Consider the following 17600-nt stretch of genomic DNA (forward strand, 5'->3'; position numbering starts at 1 on the left):
TCGGTACCGGCGGGTTCGTGACGACCCTTGGTGCCACTTTTTAATGTCCGAATAGCGCTTGTGGTCCCGGAGATCTCGGAGTAATCGGAACCGACTCCGGTAAAGGATCGTTACCCCGGAAGGCCCATCGGTTCATCACATCTTTTATTCGGTGCACTGCGGTGAGTAATGGCCGCCGTCCCGGCGGGGTCGCGGCCGGAAACCTACTGCTACGGCAAGTAAATCGCGAAGACCGAGTTGGTGATCCGGTGAACGATTCACCGTTTCGGTGGCTGTTGACGTGTTCGTCGTCTCAAGCCGTTCCGCTTCCTGCTAGTCTCAAATACGGTCAATGGTCGGGAGCGACTCGCGGGCTCCGGAAAAGCACGAAGCGGCGCTCTGAAACAGCGCTTCAATTCGACTGTGCACGACGACGACAATGAGGGTGGACATCGTGAGTTCAAAGGGGCTCGGTAATCGGCCTGCGGAAGGCGAACGGAACCTGCCGGCGGACGAGGCCCCGCCCAGGCCCTTGGGCGCGCTGCTGCCGCATCTGGAATTGGCGAGCTGGCTCGATCGGTATGTGGACCGGCTGGTGCGAGTGGATATCAAGACGTCCGACGCGTTGACCGAAGATCAGCGGGTGGACCTCATGGTCGGCCTGTCCAATGCCGCCGAAGCCCTTCGCACTTCCGAACGCTGCGATCACGAATCCGCCGAGCGGATGCTGCGATCGGCGCTCGGCCTCATCCAAGGGGTCGATCTGGACCGGTTCGCCCTGGCCGCTCCTTAGCTCTCGCGGCCGGGAGACTCCGTAGAGCCGGGCGGATGGCGCGGGCGGGCTACAGCGACAAACAGATCGCGAAGCGGTTCAGGACCGAGCGGGGAAGATTTCGGACGTTCAATGGCCGGAATCTTCCCCGCTCATCCACGTGCGAGCAGCGCGGTCGAAAGCCGGTCATGTCCCCAACCCATGTCCGGAAGGTTCCCGTTGAGACCTTCAACGTCTCGCCGGGGTGAGGGGGGCAGGGCGAAGGCGTAACACGCGTGCTCAGAGACGGAACTCGCGTGCCTGGACCCCGCACTCGGGTGTTACGCCTCCAAGCACGCGAGATCCGGCTCCAAGCACGCGAGTACGGCGCCACGTCACCCAAGCCACCATCCCGCCCGAACACCGGCCAGGACCGGCCCGCTCTTGACTGTCCATACAGGACACTTTCAGTGAGCATGGCGCCCGTTTCAGGTGGTTCGCGCGGTTTCGCGTGGGAGTCGTGAGTGCTGATGAGCGTTCTATCGAAGCTGCGGCCGCTGCTGCGACACGCTACCTTTGCCTTACGCCTCAAGAGAACACGAACCGCCACTCACGACCACCTGCAGAACCGGATGCTCACCGCTCATCGGTGAAGTAGGTACCCGGCCGCCGCCGTCCGGCCCTGATGTACCGCTCCAAGAGCTGCCGTAGCCGCGTCGCGCGATCAGCGGGAAGGTCGATCTCGTAGTCGACGTCGTCGAGGGAGAACGGCACCGTTTCGGCGGTCCGGCTCCCTCTCGATCCGGCTCCGGGCCTTGCCCGCGCTTCGTTCACCGCTGATACCTACTTCCCAGGACCGTGCCGACGATGGAAGCTCTGCCAGACGGGCGGTTCAGATGATGCCCGCCTGCATGGCGTAGGCGACCGCGTGCGGCCGGTTGCGCAGGTTGAGCCTGCTGGTCAGCTCGTAGATCACGTTCTTGACGGTGCGCTCGGAGTAGCACAGTTTCTCGGCGATCTCACCGGTGTCCCAGCCGTCCGCCATGAGCCTGAGGACGTCGACTTCGCGCGAGGTCAGTCCGGCCGAACTCAGCCCCCGCGGTGAGAGGACGTCGTGCTGCAGCCGCCGCACGCTGCCGAGCAGTTGACCGAGCAGATCCGGCGGCAGCAGGCCGCATCCGGAACCCGCGGCCACGACGGCCTCGACCAGCCTGTCCCCGGACGTGCGGTTCCGCGGGAGAACCGCGACCACGCGGCACTCGACGGCACTGAGGACGTCGTTCTCCCGCAGCTCACCGACCAGCAGGACTTTCGGCACCATCGCGAGGGGACCCTGCCGGAGGTCCGCGACGATCTGTGGTGTCATCCGGTCCGCCTGGACCATGAGCACGTCCTGCTCGGTCACCGCGTCGACCTCGATGACGGCTACCTCGGAGCGAGTCCGCAGGAAGCTGGTCAACCCGGTCTCCGTGATCGAATCCGTCGCTTGGACGGCTACCCGTACCGGTTCCATTTCGACCCTCCACCATGGGCCGCGACCCCCGTCGGGTCGCCGGCCGTAACTCGAGCAGATTTGCCACAACCGCCATCGGCGCGCCGGCCGCCCGGCGCGCCGATCAGATCAACCCGGCCCGCATGGCATACGCGACCGCCTGGGATCGGGTGTTGAGCCGCAGCCGGCTCATCAACCCGTACAGCACATTCTTGACCGTGCCTTCGGAATACGTGAGCTTCTTGGCGATCTCGTCGGTCTGATAGCCCTCGGCGATCAACTGGAGCACGTCACGCTCCCGCGTCTCGAAACCGAAGAGCGTCAGACCCGCGGGCGCCAGCACCTGGAACCTGAGCTGGGTGAGCTGGTCGAGGAGGATGCCTTGAAGCCGGTAGGGCATCAGTGCGGCACCGCGGCCCACCGCGAGGACCGCCGACGCCAGGGTGCCTTCTTTGATCTCGTTCCGGGAGAGCAAGGCCATCACCCCGCATTCGACCGCGACCAGCAAGTCTTCCGCGCGGAAACGGTCGGCGACGACCACGGCGCGCGGCGCCGATGTCACGCCTGTGCCCTGGAACTGGCGCAGGAACGCGAAGGTGCTGCTTCCCACCACGCCGTCCACGACCACCAGGATCACGTCTGGACGTTCGGTCGCGTCGCTCGTCAGCACTTGAAGCTGCTCACTGACGCCCAGCATGGTCTTGACGCCGGCCTCGGTGAACTCGTCACTCGCCTGCACCAGGACTTTCACCGCATCCATGGCACGAACTCCTCTCCCGCCCGTCTCGGGACATGAGGAAGAGTGACGTCGGCTACTTCATAAGCGCTCTATTACCCTTCGCGACTTTGATCACCGGAACGCCGCGAGTGACGAGTTGACGGGCCGCAGCGCCGCTTTCGCCGCTCCACCGCGGCCGGAAGTGGCCGGTGACAAGGTTAGCCGCTGGTCGACAAGGTGTCGCGGCCGAAGAACGTACACGGGAGTTTCGGCACCGATTCCTGCCTCGAAGACTCTGGCCGCGCCGCCCGGGGTGACGGATAGTAATCGGGAGCCTTCCCCGCGTCTCGTGCGGGGAAGGCTCCCTTCGGCCACTACGACTCCTCGTGCACTCCGGCGAGGTGCTCACGCTTGCGACGGCTGGCGAACCAGCCCACGACGAGGGCGGCCGCGATGATCGGCAGGCACAGCAGGGTGACCCGGCCCGCGCCGTCGTCGAGCCACATCAACACGAGCACCGACGCCAGGAAGGCGAGGGTGACGTACTGCGTCACCGGCGTCCACGGCAGGCGGTAGCCCGGCCGCTCGACCAAGCCCGCCTTCGAGCGCTTCACGAAGACCAGGTGGCAGATGACGATCAATCCCCACGTGGCGACGATCGCGACCGCGGAGAAGTTGAGAATGATCTCGAACGCGCTCGCCGGCACCAGGTAGTTCAGGCCGACGCCGAGCACGCACACGCCACCCGTGAGCAGGATGCCGCCGTAGGGCACCTGGCTCTTGTTCATCACACCGGTGAATCCGGGGGCGGAACCGGTCTTCGCCATCGAACGCAGGATGCGGCCGGTGGCGTAGAGACCTGAGTTCAGGCTGGACAACGCGGCCGTGAGCACGACGAGGTTCATCACGTCGCCGGCGGCGGGGACACCGATGCTGGACAGAACGGTGACGAAGGGACTTTCCCCGGCGCGGTACTCGCCCGACGGCAGCAGCATGGACAGCAGCACGACCGAGCCGACGTAGAAGACGCCGATCCGCCACATGATCGAGTTGATCGCCTTCGGCATCACCTTCGCCGGTTCGGCGGTTTCACCTGCCGTGACGCCGACGAGTTCCACCGCGGCATAAGCGAACACGACGCCCTGTACGACCAGGACCAGAGGCAGGAGCCCGTTCGGCATGATGCCGCCACCATCCGCGATCAGCTGCGGTCCTGGCGTATGCCCGTCGACCGGTGTGCCGGTGACCAGCAGGAAGATCGCGATCGCCATGAACACCACCACGGCACCGACCTTGATGATCGCGAACCAGAACTCCATCTCGCCGAAGATCTTCACCGAGACGAGGTTCAGCGCCAGCACGACGGCGAGCATGATCAGCGCCAGTATCCACTGAGGGATGTCGGAGAACATCGACCAGTAATGCGCATAGATCGCGATCGCGGTGATATCGGCGATTCCGGTCGTCGCCCAGTTCAGGAAGTACATCCACCCGGCGACGAAGGCGCCTTTCTCGCCGAGGAATTCCCGCGCATAAGAGACGAAGGCGCCCGATGACGGACGATGCAATACCAACTCGCCCAGTGCGCGAACCACGAAAAAGGCGAATAAACCACAAATGGCGTAGATGATCGCGAGCGCGGGGCCCGCCGAGTTCAGTCGGCCGCCCGCGCCGAGGAACAGGCCGGTGCCGATCGCGCCACCGATCGCCATCATGCTGATATGCCTTGGCTTCAGGGACTTGCTGTAGCCTTCGTCGCCGGCGTCGTGGGACACGCCGACAGCGGGCACTTCCTCTTTTCCTGAAGTTCGCATCAGGGTTTCAGCCTCTTGTCCTGTGATGACGGACGACCCGGTTCCCCCACTGAGCATCGAAGGCGCCAAGCCGGCGAGCTTGTCAGTGGGCCCGCGAGGGGAACTGTGAAGCCAGGCGAACTCGCGGTCAATGCCACGGATACCCGGTCTGAACTTCTGGACAACAAGGAAAGGTCCTACGGGAAATGCTTGAGCTACTTTTAAGTTCGACTTAAGGAAGACTTGAGGTGCCCACTGTGAGCTGGATCGCCTTCATGGGTCGCGAGCGCTGAAACCACCTTCGCGATCCGGAGGGCACTGTCTCACCGGCGGAGCGGCCGGACCGGCGCACTCGTTACCACGCTCGGCGCGGGATGCCCGCTCGGACGGCGAGCTTGTCCAGCACCTCTGCCCAAAGATACCCGGACGCCGCGGGGATAAAGAATTCATTGAGTCGCCCTTGCTGAAATCGCCGATATTCCAGGAAAGCCGAGGCCGGAAGGACTGCGAAATGGCGCGACGACGTGGCGGACCGGTAGGACGGAAGGCGGAACTCGCGACCCTCGTCGAGGACCGTCGTGCCGTCGGCCCGACCGTGGTGTCCGGTCTGCCGGGCAGTGGCAAGTCGGCCTTGCTGGACGAGGTGCGCCGGACACTGGCCGAAAACGGGGCGCCGGTGCTCAGCGTGTCCTTGCGTGTCGAGCGGCCCGAGTGGGACCTGTTCGGCTTCCGATCGGTGCTCGCGGCGATCCGTGAGCAGTACGAGCGGTTCGAAACCGACTCCAGGCTGCCGGAGTCCCTGGAACGGGTGAGCGGTTCGTGCACGGAGGTGGCCTATGCCGATCCGTGGTCGCGCTTCTGCCTCCTGCATGCGATGAGCACCTTGTTCACCAGGCTCGAGACCTCCGCCCCGGTGACGGTCCTGCTCGACGACGCCGACCAGCTTCCGGATCCCGTCCTCGCCGTGGCCCCGATGCACCGCGCCGGTCATACGGTGATCGCGTCGTGCCGCACACCGCTGCCCGGCCGGCCGGACCCGTTCCGCGGCACGCAGGGCCGGACGATCGAACTCGGCCCGCTTCCGCCGGAAGAAGCCACGGCCCTGCTGCGGCGCGCGGTGGGTACGCGGATCACGCCGGCCGTGGAGCAGGCGGTCCGGCGGGCACTCGGACCGCTGTGGGGCCATCCGGCGGCACTGCTTTCGACGGTCGCCGAACTGCGTCGCAGCGAAAGGCTCCAGGTCGTCGACGGTCTCGCCTGCCTGCGTGACGCGCAAGCCCCCATCGCCGTGCCGGACGGCCACCCCTTCACGGAAGTGATCGAAGGACTCGGGGAGATCGGCGAGCGGCTGGTGCTGCTCACGGCCGATTCGCCGGGACTCGCCCTGGAGGAGATCCCCTATCTCGAGGACGGCGACCGAACGGGCAAGATCGCGGGCCGGGCGGCTGACGCACTCATCGAGGCGGGGTTGCTTGACAGCGCTGCGGACGGGCGGATCCGCTGCCGGGTACCGGGAATCGGGGCGGCGATGGTCCACAGTGGACTCGACGTCCGACGGTTGCACCGTGTCATCGCCGAAGGCATGCTGGACAACGGCAGGGTGACCGGGCCGCATCGGGAACCGCTCGCCAGGCATATCGCCGCGGCGGGAAGCGCGATGCCACCTCGCGCGGACCACGTCGGTCTGCTGCGGGCCGCGGAATGCGCGCTCGCCGCCGATTCCCCCGAGCGCACCGCGCATCTCCACGCGATCTGGCGGCACACCGGCCGGACGGCCGACCGCGCCGGACGCCAGACCGAACTCTTCCGTCATCTGGTTCGCACCGCCGATTACCCGGCGCTGGAAACCTTCGTCCAGGAGGCGCTGACCGAGGCGCCGGGAGCGGACGAGCGCGCCGAACTCGCTGTCGCGGCCGTCCTGTCCGCCGTGCACCTCGGGCGTCCGGTGCCGGAAAACGTGCGAGACATGCTGGTGGGCGACGAAGCGACGGTGGAGTTCGCCGACCGATGGTTCGCCGGTCGGCGGATCGTGCCGGAGGACGTGGAGCTGTCCCTGCTGCCGATCTGGCGTCAGGTCAGCTTCGCGGCGCCCTCACCGGGCCGACGCCGCAAGCTGCCCGATGACGAACTCGCCGAGGCCTGCGCCATCCGCGATCTCGTTCCCGTGTTCCGGACGGTGCTGGGCCGGGACTACCGGACCCCCTCGTCCGGTCCGGTGGCCGCACACCACCGGATGCGGACCGCGTACGCGGAAGGACGGTGGGCGGAGGCGCTGGAGGCGGTGAACGAGCTCGAAGCGCACGGTTCGGTGGACGAGCTGGTCCGGGAGCACACCCGGCTGCTCGCGGCGGAGGTGTGCGGCAGGCTGAGTGGCGCCCGGCGCGCGGCAGGCTGGCTGGCCAAGGTTCCGGCGAACGGCAGGCTTCCCTTGCTGCGGGCCTGGGTGGAAATGGGCGCCGACCAGGAGGCCGAAGACGAGCGCGAGGCGTTCGAGACCGGTTGGCGTGCGCTGTGGACACACTTCGATTCGGCCGACGAGGTCGGTGCCACGCGGCTGTTCCTCCGGCTGGCCCGATCCGCCCGGCGCGACGGTGAGGCCGTCCGGCACGCCGAGGTGGTCGAGGCCGCGGAAAAGTGGTTCGCCCGCCAGGGAGCCTCGCAGTGTTCCGAACTGCCCGCCCTGGTGCGCGCCCTGGTGAACGGCGAGGAGACGGGGACTTCCCCCACGGAACGGGTCCTGGTCGAACTCGGCCGGTTTCCCGCCGACGTCCGGGCGGAGACCGGCCGCGGCGAGGCGGCGGGCCGTCCGGGTGGTCGCGAACCGTTGTCGGAAACCGAGATCGACATCCTCGATCTGGTGCGCGAAGGACGGACCAACCGGCAGATCGCCCGAGCCGTCCGGATCAGCGAGAAAACGGTCGAGAAACATCTGACGCGGTTGTTCGCCAAAGCGGGCTGCCGCACCAGGTACGGCTTGGCGACGTCGAATCTGGGGCGGCGGTCGGATGTCATCGGTGCCTGAAAATTTCGGCTGCCGCCGGAATCTGCTACCCGCCACCGGGCGGGTGGGCGGCCACACCTCGCACGCACATCGGGCCGATTTCACGCTACGGCGCTCTCCGGGTGACGCGGTGACGGTCGAGGCGAACCTGCACTACAACACCAAGGACCCGCTGGTCGTCACCCTGTCCTTTCTTCGCGGCGAGATCGGACCGGTCGACTGGGTACTCGGGCGTGACCTCCTGATCGGCGGAACGGCGCTCCTGGTGGGGGACGGAGACGTCCGGATCCACCCGGATGAGGACGACCCTGGACTCGTCTGGCTGCATCTGGACGCACCGGCCGGGCGGGCGGTACTGACCGGCTGCCGTCGTCAACTGACCGAATTCCTCGACTGCACGATCGCTTTGGTGCCGTTCGACCAAGAATCCGCGTGGTTGGAGATCGACGCGTCGATCACCCGGTTCTTCACCGAAGACCGCGATGACTTTCCCGAGTCTTGACCTCGAAAGGTGAACCCGTTGCAGGTCCTCAAAATGCCACGTCTCGGCCGACGCAAGCCGCGAGTCGCCTGCGTGCGCATCGGCGCCTCGCTCGTCGTACACGGCCCGGAGGGGATCACGGCACAGGCCCGGGATCTGGCCTCGTCGGTGCCGTCCGATCCGGAGCACACCGTCGTCGTCGTGGACCGCCCCGGTGCCGACGCTCACTCGATCGCGAACGCCGTCGGGACGGTTCTCGGTGAAGAGGTACGGCCTCTCCGCCTGATCCCTTCCACCGAAGCCGGGGCCATCACCCTCGCCACCGCGCAGAAACTCGCGGACCGAATCGACCGGACGGTGATCTACCCCGACGGGGTGGTGCTCGCGAGCGTCTCCGGCCTGTGCTTCCTGCCGCCCTTCGAAGCCAACGGGTGGGTCGGCTGCGGACCGGACAGGGAACCGGTCCGGCTGGGCAGGAGGTACCCCTCGCCGGAGTGGGACGGTCCGGTCACCACCGACCCCCAGCGGGTGGGGCGGGCTCTCGTGGTCGAACCGCTGCCCGCCGGTGTCTGGCTGCGTCCCGATGGTCCGCAGCGGTGGCTGGACGCCGACCGTGCGAGGCTGACCCGATGGCTCAGCGTGCGTCCCCGGGAATTGACGGCCGTGCTCGGCGGACACGGTCTGCCGCCGCTCGCCTTGGACGACGTCGTGCGGTGGTGGGCCTCGGTACCGCCGGAGACCCGCGCCCGGACTCGCTTTCTGCGCTTCGGGAACGTTCCGCTGCCCTCGGATACGACGCTCGGACAGGCACTGGCGGACGCCGTCGGCGAGGAGATCGTGCTGTACGGCGGTCTCCCGGTGGGTTCGCCCACGTCACCCGAATTCTTCACCCTGCGCGAGGACGGTTCACACAGCTTCCGGACCTTCGCCGAACAGCTCACCTTCTCGCCACGGCGCGGTTCGGCCAAGGCCGCCGCTCCGCAGATCCGCCAAGGCCGCCTGCCCTTCAAGGGATTGATCGAGGTCGGACCCGGGGTGTATCGGTACGAAGAGGATTCGGTCGTCGAGGTCGTCCAGGCAGGGTTGTGGCTCCGCACCACTCGTGAGCCGGAGCGGGCGGCCGAGATCAGGATGATGCCGTATGACAGCGGAGCCTTCCTGGTCTTCTTCGATCCCACGATGGACGGGCACGACGCGCTCGTCGCGAAGTTGCTCGACCGGCTGGACGGTCCGGTCCGTGTCGGCGCGAAGCCGTTCCCCGTCCCATCGGCACCGGAACCGCGACAAGCCGGGCTCCCGTTCGCCGCCGATCTCACCACGCCGCTGACGCCGCTGCCCCGGCTTTCGCGGCTCCTGCGACGGCATCTCGAAGAGACGAAGGTGACGGCGCCGGAAGCTCCTTATCTCCCGGTGGAACTGGGTGGGGGAGAGGACGAATCCGAGGTTCCGGAGCCGCGACCCGAGACCGAACCCGAGCTGACGGCGATCCAGCCTTCGCCGCGACCCGAAGCGCGCGTCTGGCCCCTGAACCCCGGATTCGTCGCCGATCGGGAGTCGGTGCGGCCGGGGCGGGAGAACGCCTACGATGCGCTGTCGGCGCAGATCGCCGAGACGTGGCGCCGTTTTTCGCCGAATCGCCCGATGTCGGACAGCGGGCTGACCGAAGCGGTCGCGGCCGGGTTGTACCTGGCCGGTGACGATCCCGATCTCGACGCGGGTCTGCGCGCTGGTGTGGAAGGACCGCACGTGGACTTCGGCCGTTGTGTGGCGGCGGGTCTGCAGAAGCTTCCGGTGCATCGCAACGTCGCGGCGACGGTCGTGGACCCGGCGCCGGGTTCGTGGGAGTTGCTCCGTGACGGCGTGGTGTTGTGGGAATGGGGCTTCCTCAACCTGCTCACCGTGCCCGATGACGCGGAAGAGGGTTCCACGGATCTGGTCGTCTGGTCGGGGACCGGGCGGCTCACCGCGTCGATCGAACCGAAGGAGAATGGTCTTCCGAATCGGGTGGTCTTCCTGCCGGGCACGGCCTTCAAGGTACTCGAAGTCATCGAGCCCCGGGAAAAGGAGCGAGGACGAATTCTGATGCGTGAACTGATGGCATCGGAAGTCGGTGCGGACGGCGGCAAGGCTGGTTCCCAGGCGCGGGACGACCTCATCCGGTCGTCGTTACGACGGTTCACCGGCCGTTCGGGCGGTGCGCGGGCGCGACGGTCCCCCCGGCCGAGGACGACACGGTTGGGTCGAATCCCCGGAATCGCGGACCCGCCGAACCGGAAGAACGAACTTTAGGCACGGACTCCTTCCCCAGTACATGAAGGACCCCTTCCTGTACCTAGGCGCAAGCAAGGGGGCCATCATGTACTTCGCAGCTGTCGTGAGTGGCGATTCGGGTTCTAACCCGAATCGCCACTCACGACCAACGGTACCGACCACGCCACTTCACTCGAATGCCTTTGGTGAAGGAAACTCCTCCGCCTCGTCCGCGAGCGGCTGCGGTACCGGAGAAGCGGGCGGAGCCGCGTTACCGTCGACGGCGACCACGGCCAAAAGCGCTGACAAGGAGGGGTGATTCGCCCATGACCACCCGGCTCTCGCCCGGCGCGGCAGTCGGTGCGACGAAGACCGGCGCAGTGGCTCGGCGACGTCCCCGTGTATCGCGCCAGGCCGGAGGATCCACCAAGCTTTCCCCGTGATCCATCAGCTAAGGAGTTCCCGTGGCGACGAAAATCGATCCCAACGCCATCCGAGGGGTGGCCGACAATATCGCCAAGATCATGGACGAGCACAAGACGGCCTTCGAGTCGCTGAAGAACCATTGGCCGAACGCGGGGAAGTTCCCGCTGGCCCAGTGGGTCGAGAGGGTCGTCGATGACCGGCGCAACGCCGTCGTCGCGCATGCCGACCATCTCACGCTCACCTTCGAGGCCATGAGCGCGAAACTGAAGGCCATCGCGGACGAGTTCGAGAAGACCGACGGCGACAACGCCGCGGCGATCAAGAACCTTCTCGCCACGCTCGAAGGGGAGATCTCGGGCAAAATCACGACCTTCGACCAGAACACCGAAAACCAGCAGAGCAACTATTCCGGGCAGGGTACCAACTCCGACGGCGACGGATACAACGACAATCTCACTCAGGCGGTTCCCAGCGGGACGGAGCAGAGCAGCGGGGAAAGGCCGGATGAGCCTTGGAACGCCTATACGAATCCGGATCCCTCGGTGAACCACAATCCCAAGCCGGACGCGAACGGCTGGGTGTCGTAGCCGCTTTCCCTCCACCATGCACCGGGCGACCGGGCGCGACCGCACGAGATCGTTCGTTCGTCCGGTAGTCGGACGAGGCGACAGATCGATGTGGCCGCGCCCGGTCGACGGCGTTCAGCGGCTCGCGAGGGCGAAGGTGAGCAGGGCGGTAGCGGTGAAGTCGATGGCGGGCTCCACGTTCTGCCACGCGCCGACGTCGTCGGCGAACCGCGCTCGTCGGCCGTCGAAGCGTTCGAATCCGCCGACCACGCAGGGGCGCATGGTCGGAAACCGCGTTCGCGCCGAGTGCGGCGAGCAGAGTGCCGGACTCCGCGTCCGCCATCTTGACCAGTCAAGCCAGCCCGTGCCGGGCCTCGGCGGCCAGTTCGGCCCCGCCCGCGCGCGAATCCCGTTGTGCCAGCAGGAGGGACGCGACGCTGTAAGCGGTGGAGTGGGTGAACTTGAGGAAGTCACTCGCGTCGAACCAGCCGCCGGCGACGTCGACCGGCCCGCCGGCCCGGACGAGTCGCTCGTCCTGCAACTCGGTGCCCTCTTCGTCGTACCGAGGGATTTCGTACACCGTGGCCCGCGCGTCGTTCAGATGCGCGGGCTTGCGGTCCATTATGGACGGCACGGCCTCGGATCCGTCGCGCTGGGCTTGGAAGAAGCGGACGTTCGCCGAGACCTGTGGTGCGAAGAGGGCGGCCGCCGAGTCGATCCGGAACACCGGGGTCGGCTCCGCGCCGTCGGCCAGGATCCGGTAGTCGCCCGGCGTGCGTACCTCCGAGAGGTCGAGTAGCCGCAGGCTGGGGAAGGTGCTGTTCCAGGAGCCGGCCGACGCGTCGGCGGTGCCGTCGAGGACCGTGCGGCCGGACGCGTCGACCACCCGGAAGGGAGCCGCGACGCCCGTGTTCATGAGGTAGGCGTGTTTCGTCTCGGTGGTGACGTAACCGATCTGATCGACCCGCACGAAACCGTCCGTCGGCCCGGCGGGTGCTTCCGGGGCCGAGGGGCTCGCGGTGCAGCCGGAGGCGAGCAGAACGACGGCCAGCGGCACCACCCGGGTGAACAGGCCCCGCCCGAGTTCGCGGCGATGCGAAATCGACCTGGTGTTCCGCATGCCTTCGGGTTCCTCCGCTTCGGGACGAATCCCGTGAGTAATGGGCTTTTCGGCCGACGATCTCGCAGACGGCACTCGGCGTGGTGGGATCTGCCCGAATATCAGCCCGGGTTGCCCCGATTTCCCTTCAGCTGACGTCGCGTACACCGGGGCGGGGCGGTCGCATCCGGAAAGTGTCCGAAGAGGCAATGATCCTATGCTTGAAGTCCAAGCCGAACCGGTCGTGTTGGACATTTTCGATCCCGCGTACCGAAGATGGTGCCGAATTCTTCAGGTCAGCTGATTTCCGCGATTCGGGAAATCGACTTTGGGTAAGGGGCACCACCATGAGCGAGATCTTCTGCGGATTGAAGCTCACCCACGACGGCTCCCTGGCCGCGATCGAAGACGATCGACTGCTCTTCTCGATCGAGGCCGAGAAACTGGAGAACCGGGACCGGTACTCGGCGCTGAACACGTGGCGCGACCTCGGCGCCGTGCTCGACGGGCAGGGGCTGCGCCCGGAAGAGCTGACTTCGATCGCGGTGGACGGCTGGGGACGAACCGCGGGAGAGGACACCCATCAGGTCCACGTGCTCGACGACGCGGGCGTCCGGCGTCCGGTACCGGTCGCCTCCTATCGCGACTCGCCCGGCAGCGGCATCGACCCGCTCAGCCGCCCGTTCGAAACGGCCGAACTGTTCGGTGACGGCCTGGTGAAGTTCCGCAGTTTCAGCCACGCGACCGGCCACGCGCTGGCGGGCTACTGCAGCAGTCCGTTCGCCCGGCGGGGTGAATCCGCGCTCATCGTGGTGTGGGACGGCGGCATGGCGCCCTGTCTGTATCACTACGACCCGGTCCGCCGGTCCTTGCGGCCACTGCGCTGGCTGTTGGACGTCTTGGGTGGCTTGTACCCCATCTTCGCCACCCACCTCGAACCGTTCCGCACCGGGGACGGCGCCCTCGACACCGATGCCCGGAAACTGGAGACGGTGATCCTGCCGGTCTCCGGAAAGGCGATGGCCTACGCGGCATTGGGGAGCCCGGACGACGACGCCCTGGCCGCCATGGCCGCCGCTTCGAGCAGGCACCGGCCCACCGACGTCGTGCTCATGTACCTGTGGAGCCGCTCCGTCCTGCGCGACCTGGCGCCGAAGAAGCTTTCCGACGCCACCCTGATGGCGTCGATGCAGGAGTACCTCGGCGCTCTTCTGGTCGAGGCGCTTCGCCGGTTCGTGACCGAGCACGAAGAGTTCCGCGGCACGCCGCTCGCGCTGTCCGGGGGATGTGCCTTGAACATCAAGTGGAACGCCCGGGTCCGGGACTCCGGCCTGTTCTCCGAGGTGTGGGTACCGCCGTTTCCCAACGACGCGGGTTCGGCCATCGGCGCGGCCTGCGCGGAGATGATCGACCGCACCGGGAACAGTGCCCTGCGCTGGTCGGCCTTCGCGGGGCCGGAGGTCGTTCCCGGTACCGAAGTGCCGGAGGGCTGGACGTCGACGCCGTGCACGCTGGACGAACTGGCCGAACTGCTCGCCGTCGAAGGCGAACCGGTGATCGTGCTGACCGGCCGGGCCGAGATCGGTCCCCGCGCGCTCGGGCACCGGAGCATCATCGCCCCGGCGATCGACGCCGGGATGCTGGACAGGCTGAACGAGCTCAAGCAGCGTGCGTCCTACCGCCCGGTGGCACCGATCTGCCTGGAGGACGCGGCTCCCGAGGTGTTCTCGCCGGGCACCCGGGACCCGTACATGTTGTTCGAGCACCAGGTCCGTCCGGAATGGCGTGCGCGGGTTCCGGCCGTGGTGCACGTCGACGGCAGCGCCCGGCTGCAGACCGTCGGTGCGGAGAACCCGGTGGCGTACGAACTGCTGACCGCCTACCGGCGCCGGACCGGGGTGCCGGTGTTGTGCAACACCAGCGCGAACTTCAACGGATCCGGGTTCTTCCCGGACGTCGCCTCCGCCGCCCGCTGGGGGAAGGTCCGCTACATCTGGTCGGAGGGCACGCTCTACCGCTCCGAGGCCGGCCGATGACCACCGACCTCGGAGAGGTCTTCGCCCGCTTACCGGAGGTCCTGTGTGAGCAGGAGCCCTACCCGGTTCTCGCCCACCTGCGGGAATCCTCGCCGTATCCGGCTTCGGACGGCGTCGTCGTGGTGGCGAAACACGAGCACTGTTCGGCGATCCTGCGCGACCCGCGTATCAGTAGCGACAGGAGCCGGGCCCGCCTCTTCCTCAAGGACGTCCGCCCGGCGAGCCGGAAGCTCGTCGACCTCGATCCGCCGGATCACACCCGCCTTCGCCGCCTGGTGTCCAAGGCCTTCACCGGGCGTGCCCTCGCGCCTCTGGTGACGCGGATCGGCGCGACGGTGCACGACCTCCTCGACGCGGTGCCCCCGGACGGTCCCTTCGATGTCATCAAGGACTTCGCGTCGCCGCTGGCGTTGTCGACGGTCTGTACTCAGCTGGGCGTTCCCGTCGCGGATCACGAACTGGTCGGCGACTGGTCCAGGACGCTTTCCCGCGGGCTGTACCCGCTTCCGCTGGGATCGGTGGACCACGAGGCGGCCGGCGACGCGGCGCGGGCGGGTGGACGCCTGCTCGTCTACTTCAAGAAGCTGCTCGCGGAACCACGTTCGACGCCGCCCGGTCCCGTCCTCGACGCCCTGCTGAACACCGGCGACGACGGAAGCACGCTGAGTGAAAGCGAAGTCCTCGGTATCTGCGTGCTGCTGATCAACGCCGGCTACGAGACGACGGTCGATCTCATCGGAAACGGCGTCCGGGCACTGCTGGAACATCCGGAACAGTTGCGGCGTCTCACCGGGGACCCGGCGCTGGCGCCCGCGGTGGTGGACGAGGTGCTGCGCTACGACTCGCCCGCGCAGATCACCACGAGGGTGGCCGTCGCCGACCTGACCGTCGGTGGACTGCGGATCGAGGCGGGAGACCTCCTGGTCCTCCTGCTGGGTGCGGCCAATCGCGATCCCGCCGTCTTCGCCCGGCCGGACGAGTTCGACATCAGCCGGACGGGACCTGGGCAGCACCTCGCTTTCGCGTCGGGCCCGCATTTCTGCCTCGGCAGCGGGCTCGCCCGGGTGGAAGGAGCCGCCGCGTTCGCGGCGTTCGCCTGCCGGGTGATCGAGCCGAAGCTGCGGACGGATCGGCTCACCTACAAGGCGACCCCGAGTTTGCGCGGGCCGGAAAGTCTCGTAGCCGCGTTCAACGGTGTCCGTGCTGCGCCACCGGTGCTCAGCGGAGCGACAGCCGACCACGGAGCAGGTCAGGAAAGGAGGCGGACGTGACCGGTGTGACCACAGCTTCAGATGTGGCGCGGGTTTTCCAAGAGCGGGTCCGGGAGCACGGTGAGCGGGAGGCCGTGGCCTTCGTCCGAGACCCGGACGACCCGGACGCCACCGTGTCCTGGAGTTACCGGCGGCTGCACGACGAGGCGAGCGCCGTCGCGGCACATCTCGAACGACTGGCCCGGCCGGGAGACCGGATCCTGCTGACCTATCCGTCCGGACCGCATTTCGCCGCGGCCTTCCTCGGCTGCCTCTACAGTGGACTGATCGCCGTTCCGGCGCCGTTGCCCGTGCGCTCCAAACAACAGAAGCGGCGATTGACGGCCATCGCCGAGGACGCCGGTGTCTCGGTGGTGCTGGCCCACTCCGGGGACCGCGGTGTCGTACTGGACTGGGTGTCCTCGGAGGGGCTCGACGATCTGGTTCCCGTGTTCACCGACACCGTGGACCCCGCCCCGGCGGCGGACTTCTTCGCGCGGGAGTGCGGACCGGACACCGTCGCGTTCTTGCAGTACACCTCCGGCTCCACAGGTGACGCCAAGGGTGTCGTGCTGACCCACGACAACATCCTGACCAACTCCCGGATCCTGTTCGAGATCACGGATCTGCCGCCGGAAGAGATCCGCCTGGTCTGCTGGCTCCCGCTCTACCACGACATGGGGTTGATCGGCCAGCTGCTGAGCCCGCTGTTGTTCGGTGGCACCTCGTATCTCCTCGATCCCGGCACCTTCGTCCGGCGTCCCTATTCCTGGCTGCGCACCATCGACCGGTACCGCGCCACGGTTTCGGCGGCCCCCGACTTCGCCTTCGGCCTTTGCGTCGACCGGATCTCCGACGAGGAGGTCTCCCGGCTCGACCTGTCGACCTGGAAGATGGCGACCAACGGTGCCGACTGGCTCAACCTGTCCACCATGCGCGACTTCACGGACAAGTTCGCCCCCGCCGGGTTCAAGGCCGAAATGTGCCCGGCGTACGGCCTGGCGGAGGCCACGCTGATCGTGGCGAGCCGTCGTTCCTCCGCCCTGCGGGTCCTCGACGCGGACCGGAACGCGCTCGACGGCGGGGCCTTCGAGGTCGCGGATTCGGCCGAGACCGGCAAGCGGATCATCAGCTGCGGGTTCCCGCACGAGATCGACCTGGAACTCGTCGATCCGGACACTCTGGAGCCTCTCGACGAAGACCAGGTCGGTGAGATCTGGCTGCGCGGACGCAGCGTCGCCAAGGGGTACTGGGGCAAGGACGAACAGACCAGGCAGTTGTTCCACGCGACCACGGCCCAGGGCGACGGACCGTATCTCCGGACCGGCGATCTCGGGTTCCGCCACGACGGCGAGCTCTATGTGACCGGGCGGATCAAGGAGGTCATCGTCGTGCGGGGGCTGAAGATCTACCCGCAGGACATCGAGTCCGCCTTGCGAGCGGAATTCCCGGAACTGCCGGGGATCACCGCGGCCTTCCGCCTTCCGGGACCAGAGGACGAACCGGACCGGGTCGTCATCACGCACGAGGTCCGCGAAGCGTCGGCCGAATACCTGGCGGAACTGGCGCAGAAGGTCGTGCACCTGGTGGCCCGCGAGTTCGGTGCCCAGGTCGCCGCCGTGTCGTTCCTCCGCCCGGGCGGCGTACAGCGGACCACCAGCGGGAAGGTGAAACGCGTGGAAATGCGCGAACGTTATCTGGCCGGCTCGTTGCGGCCCGTCTATCAGTACACCCGCTGAACTCGAGCACAGGAGAGCA

At 67.3% G+C, this 17600-nt stretch carries 14 protein-coding genes; 8 read left to right on the top strand and 6 right to left on the bottom strand.

Annotation, left to right across the window (positions count from 1 at the left end):
- Positions 1–433 precede the first annotated feature (433 nt).
- A complete protein-coding gene (locus tag ACZ54P_RS16225) occupies positions 434–772 on the top strand; it encodes a hypothetical protein (RefSeq protein ID WP_465462321.1) in 339 nt (112 codons plus the stop codon).
- A 594-nt stretch (positions 773–1366) separates the two neighbouring features.
- Here the strand turns inward: ACZ54P_RS16225 and ACZ54P_RS16230 are convergent.
- From ACZ54P_RS16230 to ACZ54P_RS16245, 4 genes are all read right to left on the bottom strand, one after another.
- Positions 1367–1564 carry an Lsr2 dimerization domain-containing protein gene (locus tag ACZ54P_RS16230; RefSeq protein WP_465462322.1) on the bottom strand — a complete coding sequence of 66 codons (198 nt, stop codon included), beginning with the start codon at positions 1562–1564 and terminating at the stop codon, positions 1367–1369.
- A 58-nt stretch (positions 1565–1622) separates the two neighbouring features.
- Positions 1623–2243 (bottom strand): helix-turn-helix transcriptional regulator, encoded by a 621-nt coding sequence (locus ACZ54P_RS16235; RefSeq protein WP_465462323.1) that lies wholly within the window; start codon positions 2241–2243, stop codon positions 1623–1625.
- Between the two features lie 103 nt (positions 2244–2346).
- Positions 2347–2982, bottom strand: a complete 636-nt coding sequence (locus ACZ54P_RS16240) for a helix-turn-helix transcriptional regulator (protein WP_465462324.1) — start codon at positions 2980–2982, stop codon at positions 2347–2349.
- A gap of 332 nt (positions 2983–3314) precedes the next feature.
- Positions 3315–4655, bottom strand: coding sequence for an amino acid permease (locus ACZ54P_RS16245; RefSeq protein ID WP_465462355.1), 1341 nt, complete (start codon positions 4653–4655; stop codon positions 3315–3317).
- 589 nt (positions 4656–5244) lie between these two features.
- Between ACZ54P_RS16245 and ACZ54P_RS16250 the strand changes: the two genes are divergently transcribed.
- From ACZ54P_RS16250 to ACZ54P_RS16265, 4 genes are all read left to right on the top strand, one after another.
- A complete protein-coding gene (locus tag ACZ54P_RS16250) occupies positions 5245–7755 on the top strand; it encodes a helix-turn-helix transcriptional regulator (RefSeq protein WP_465462325.1) in 2511 nt (836 codons plus the stop codon).
- Entirely contained in the window at positions 7739–8236 is a 498-nt protein-coding gene (locus tag ACZ54P_RS16255; RefSeq protein ID WP_465462326.1) for an SsgA family sporulation/cell division regulator, read from the top strand. The genes ACZ54P_RS16250 and ACZ54P_RS16255 overlap by 17 nt, the downstream gene beginning before the upstream one ends.
- Before the next feature lie 18 nt (positions 8237–8254).
- Positions 8255–10504, top strand: coding sequence for a hypothetical protein (locus ACZ54P_RS16260; RefSeq protein WP_465462327.1), 2250 nt, complete (start codon positions 8255–8257; stop codon positions 10502–10504).
- Between the two features lie 425 nt (positions 10505–10929).
- The gene (locus ACZ54P_RS16265; protein ID WP_465462328.1) at positions 10930–11478 is read left to right on the top strand and encodes a hypothetical protein; all 549 of its coding nucleotides are present in this window, start codon (positions 10930–10932) and stop codon (positions 11476–11478) included.
- A gap of 114 nt (positions 11479–11592) precedes the next feature.
- Here the strand turns inward: ACZ54P_RS16265 and ACZ54P_RS16270 are convergent, their stop codons facing one another.
- Both ACZ54P_RS16270 and ACZ54P_RS16275 read right to left on the bottom strand, forming a co-directional pair.
- A complete protein-coding gene (locus ACZ54P_RS16270; RefSeq protein WP_465462329.1) occupies positions 11593–11739 on the bottom strand; it encodes a hypothetical protein in 147 nt (48 codons plus the stop codon).
- A 70-nt stretch (positions 11740–11809) separates the two neighbouring features.
- Positions 11810–12577: a cellulase N-terminal Ig-like domain-containing protein gene (locus ACZ54P_RS16275; protein ID WP_465462330.1), complete on the bottom strand. Its 768-nt coding sequence runs from the start codon at positions 12575–12577 to the stop codon at positions 11810–11812.
- Positions 12578–12903: 326 nt separating this feature from the next.
- Here ACZ54P_RS16275 and ACZ54P_RS16280 point away from each other — a divergent pair, with 326 nt between their 5' ends.
- Genes ACZ54P_RS16280 through ACZ54P_RS16290 form a run of 3 tightly spaced genes read left to right on the top strand, consistent with a single transcriptional unit; the run spans position 12904 to position 17581 of the window.
- On the top strand, positions 12904–14592 hold the full coding sequence (locus tag ACZ54P_RS16280; protein ID WP_465462331.1) for a carbamoyltransferase N-terminal domain-containing protein: 1689 nt from the start codon (positions 12904–12906) through the stop codon (positions 14590–14592).
- Positions 14589–15863, top strand: a complete 1275-nt coding sequence (locus tag ACZ54P_RS16285) for a cytochrome P450 (protein WP_465462332.1) — start codon at positions 14589–14591, stop codon at positions 15861–15863. Before ACZ54P_RS16280 ends, ACZ54P_RS16285 begins: the two co-directional genes overlap by 4 nt.
- A complete protein-coding gene (locus ACZ54P_RS16290; RefSeq protein WP_465462333.1) occupies positions 15860–17581 on the top strand; it encodes a fatty acyl-AMP ligase in 1722 nt (573 codons plus the stop codon). Before ACZ54P_RS16285 ends, ACZ54P_RS16290 begins: the two co-directional genes overlap by 4 nt.
- Positions 17582–17600: the final 19 nt, after the last annotated feature.

This window comes from Amycolatopsis sp. NPDC034160, assembly GCF_055575355.1.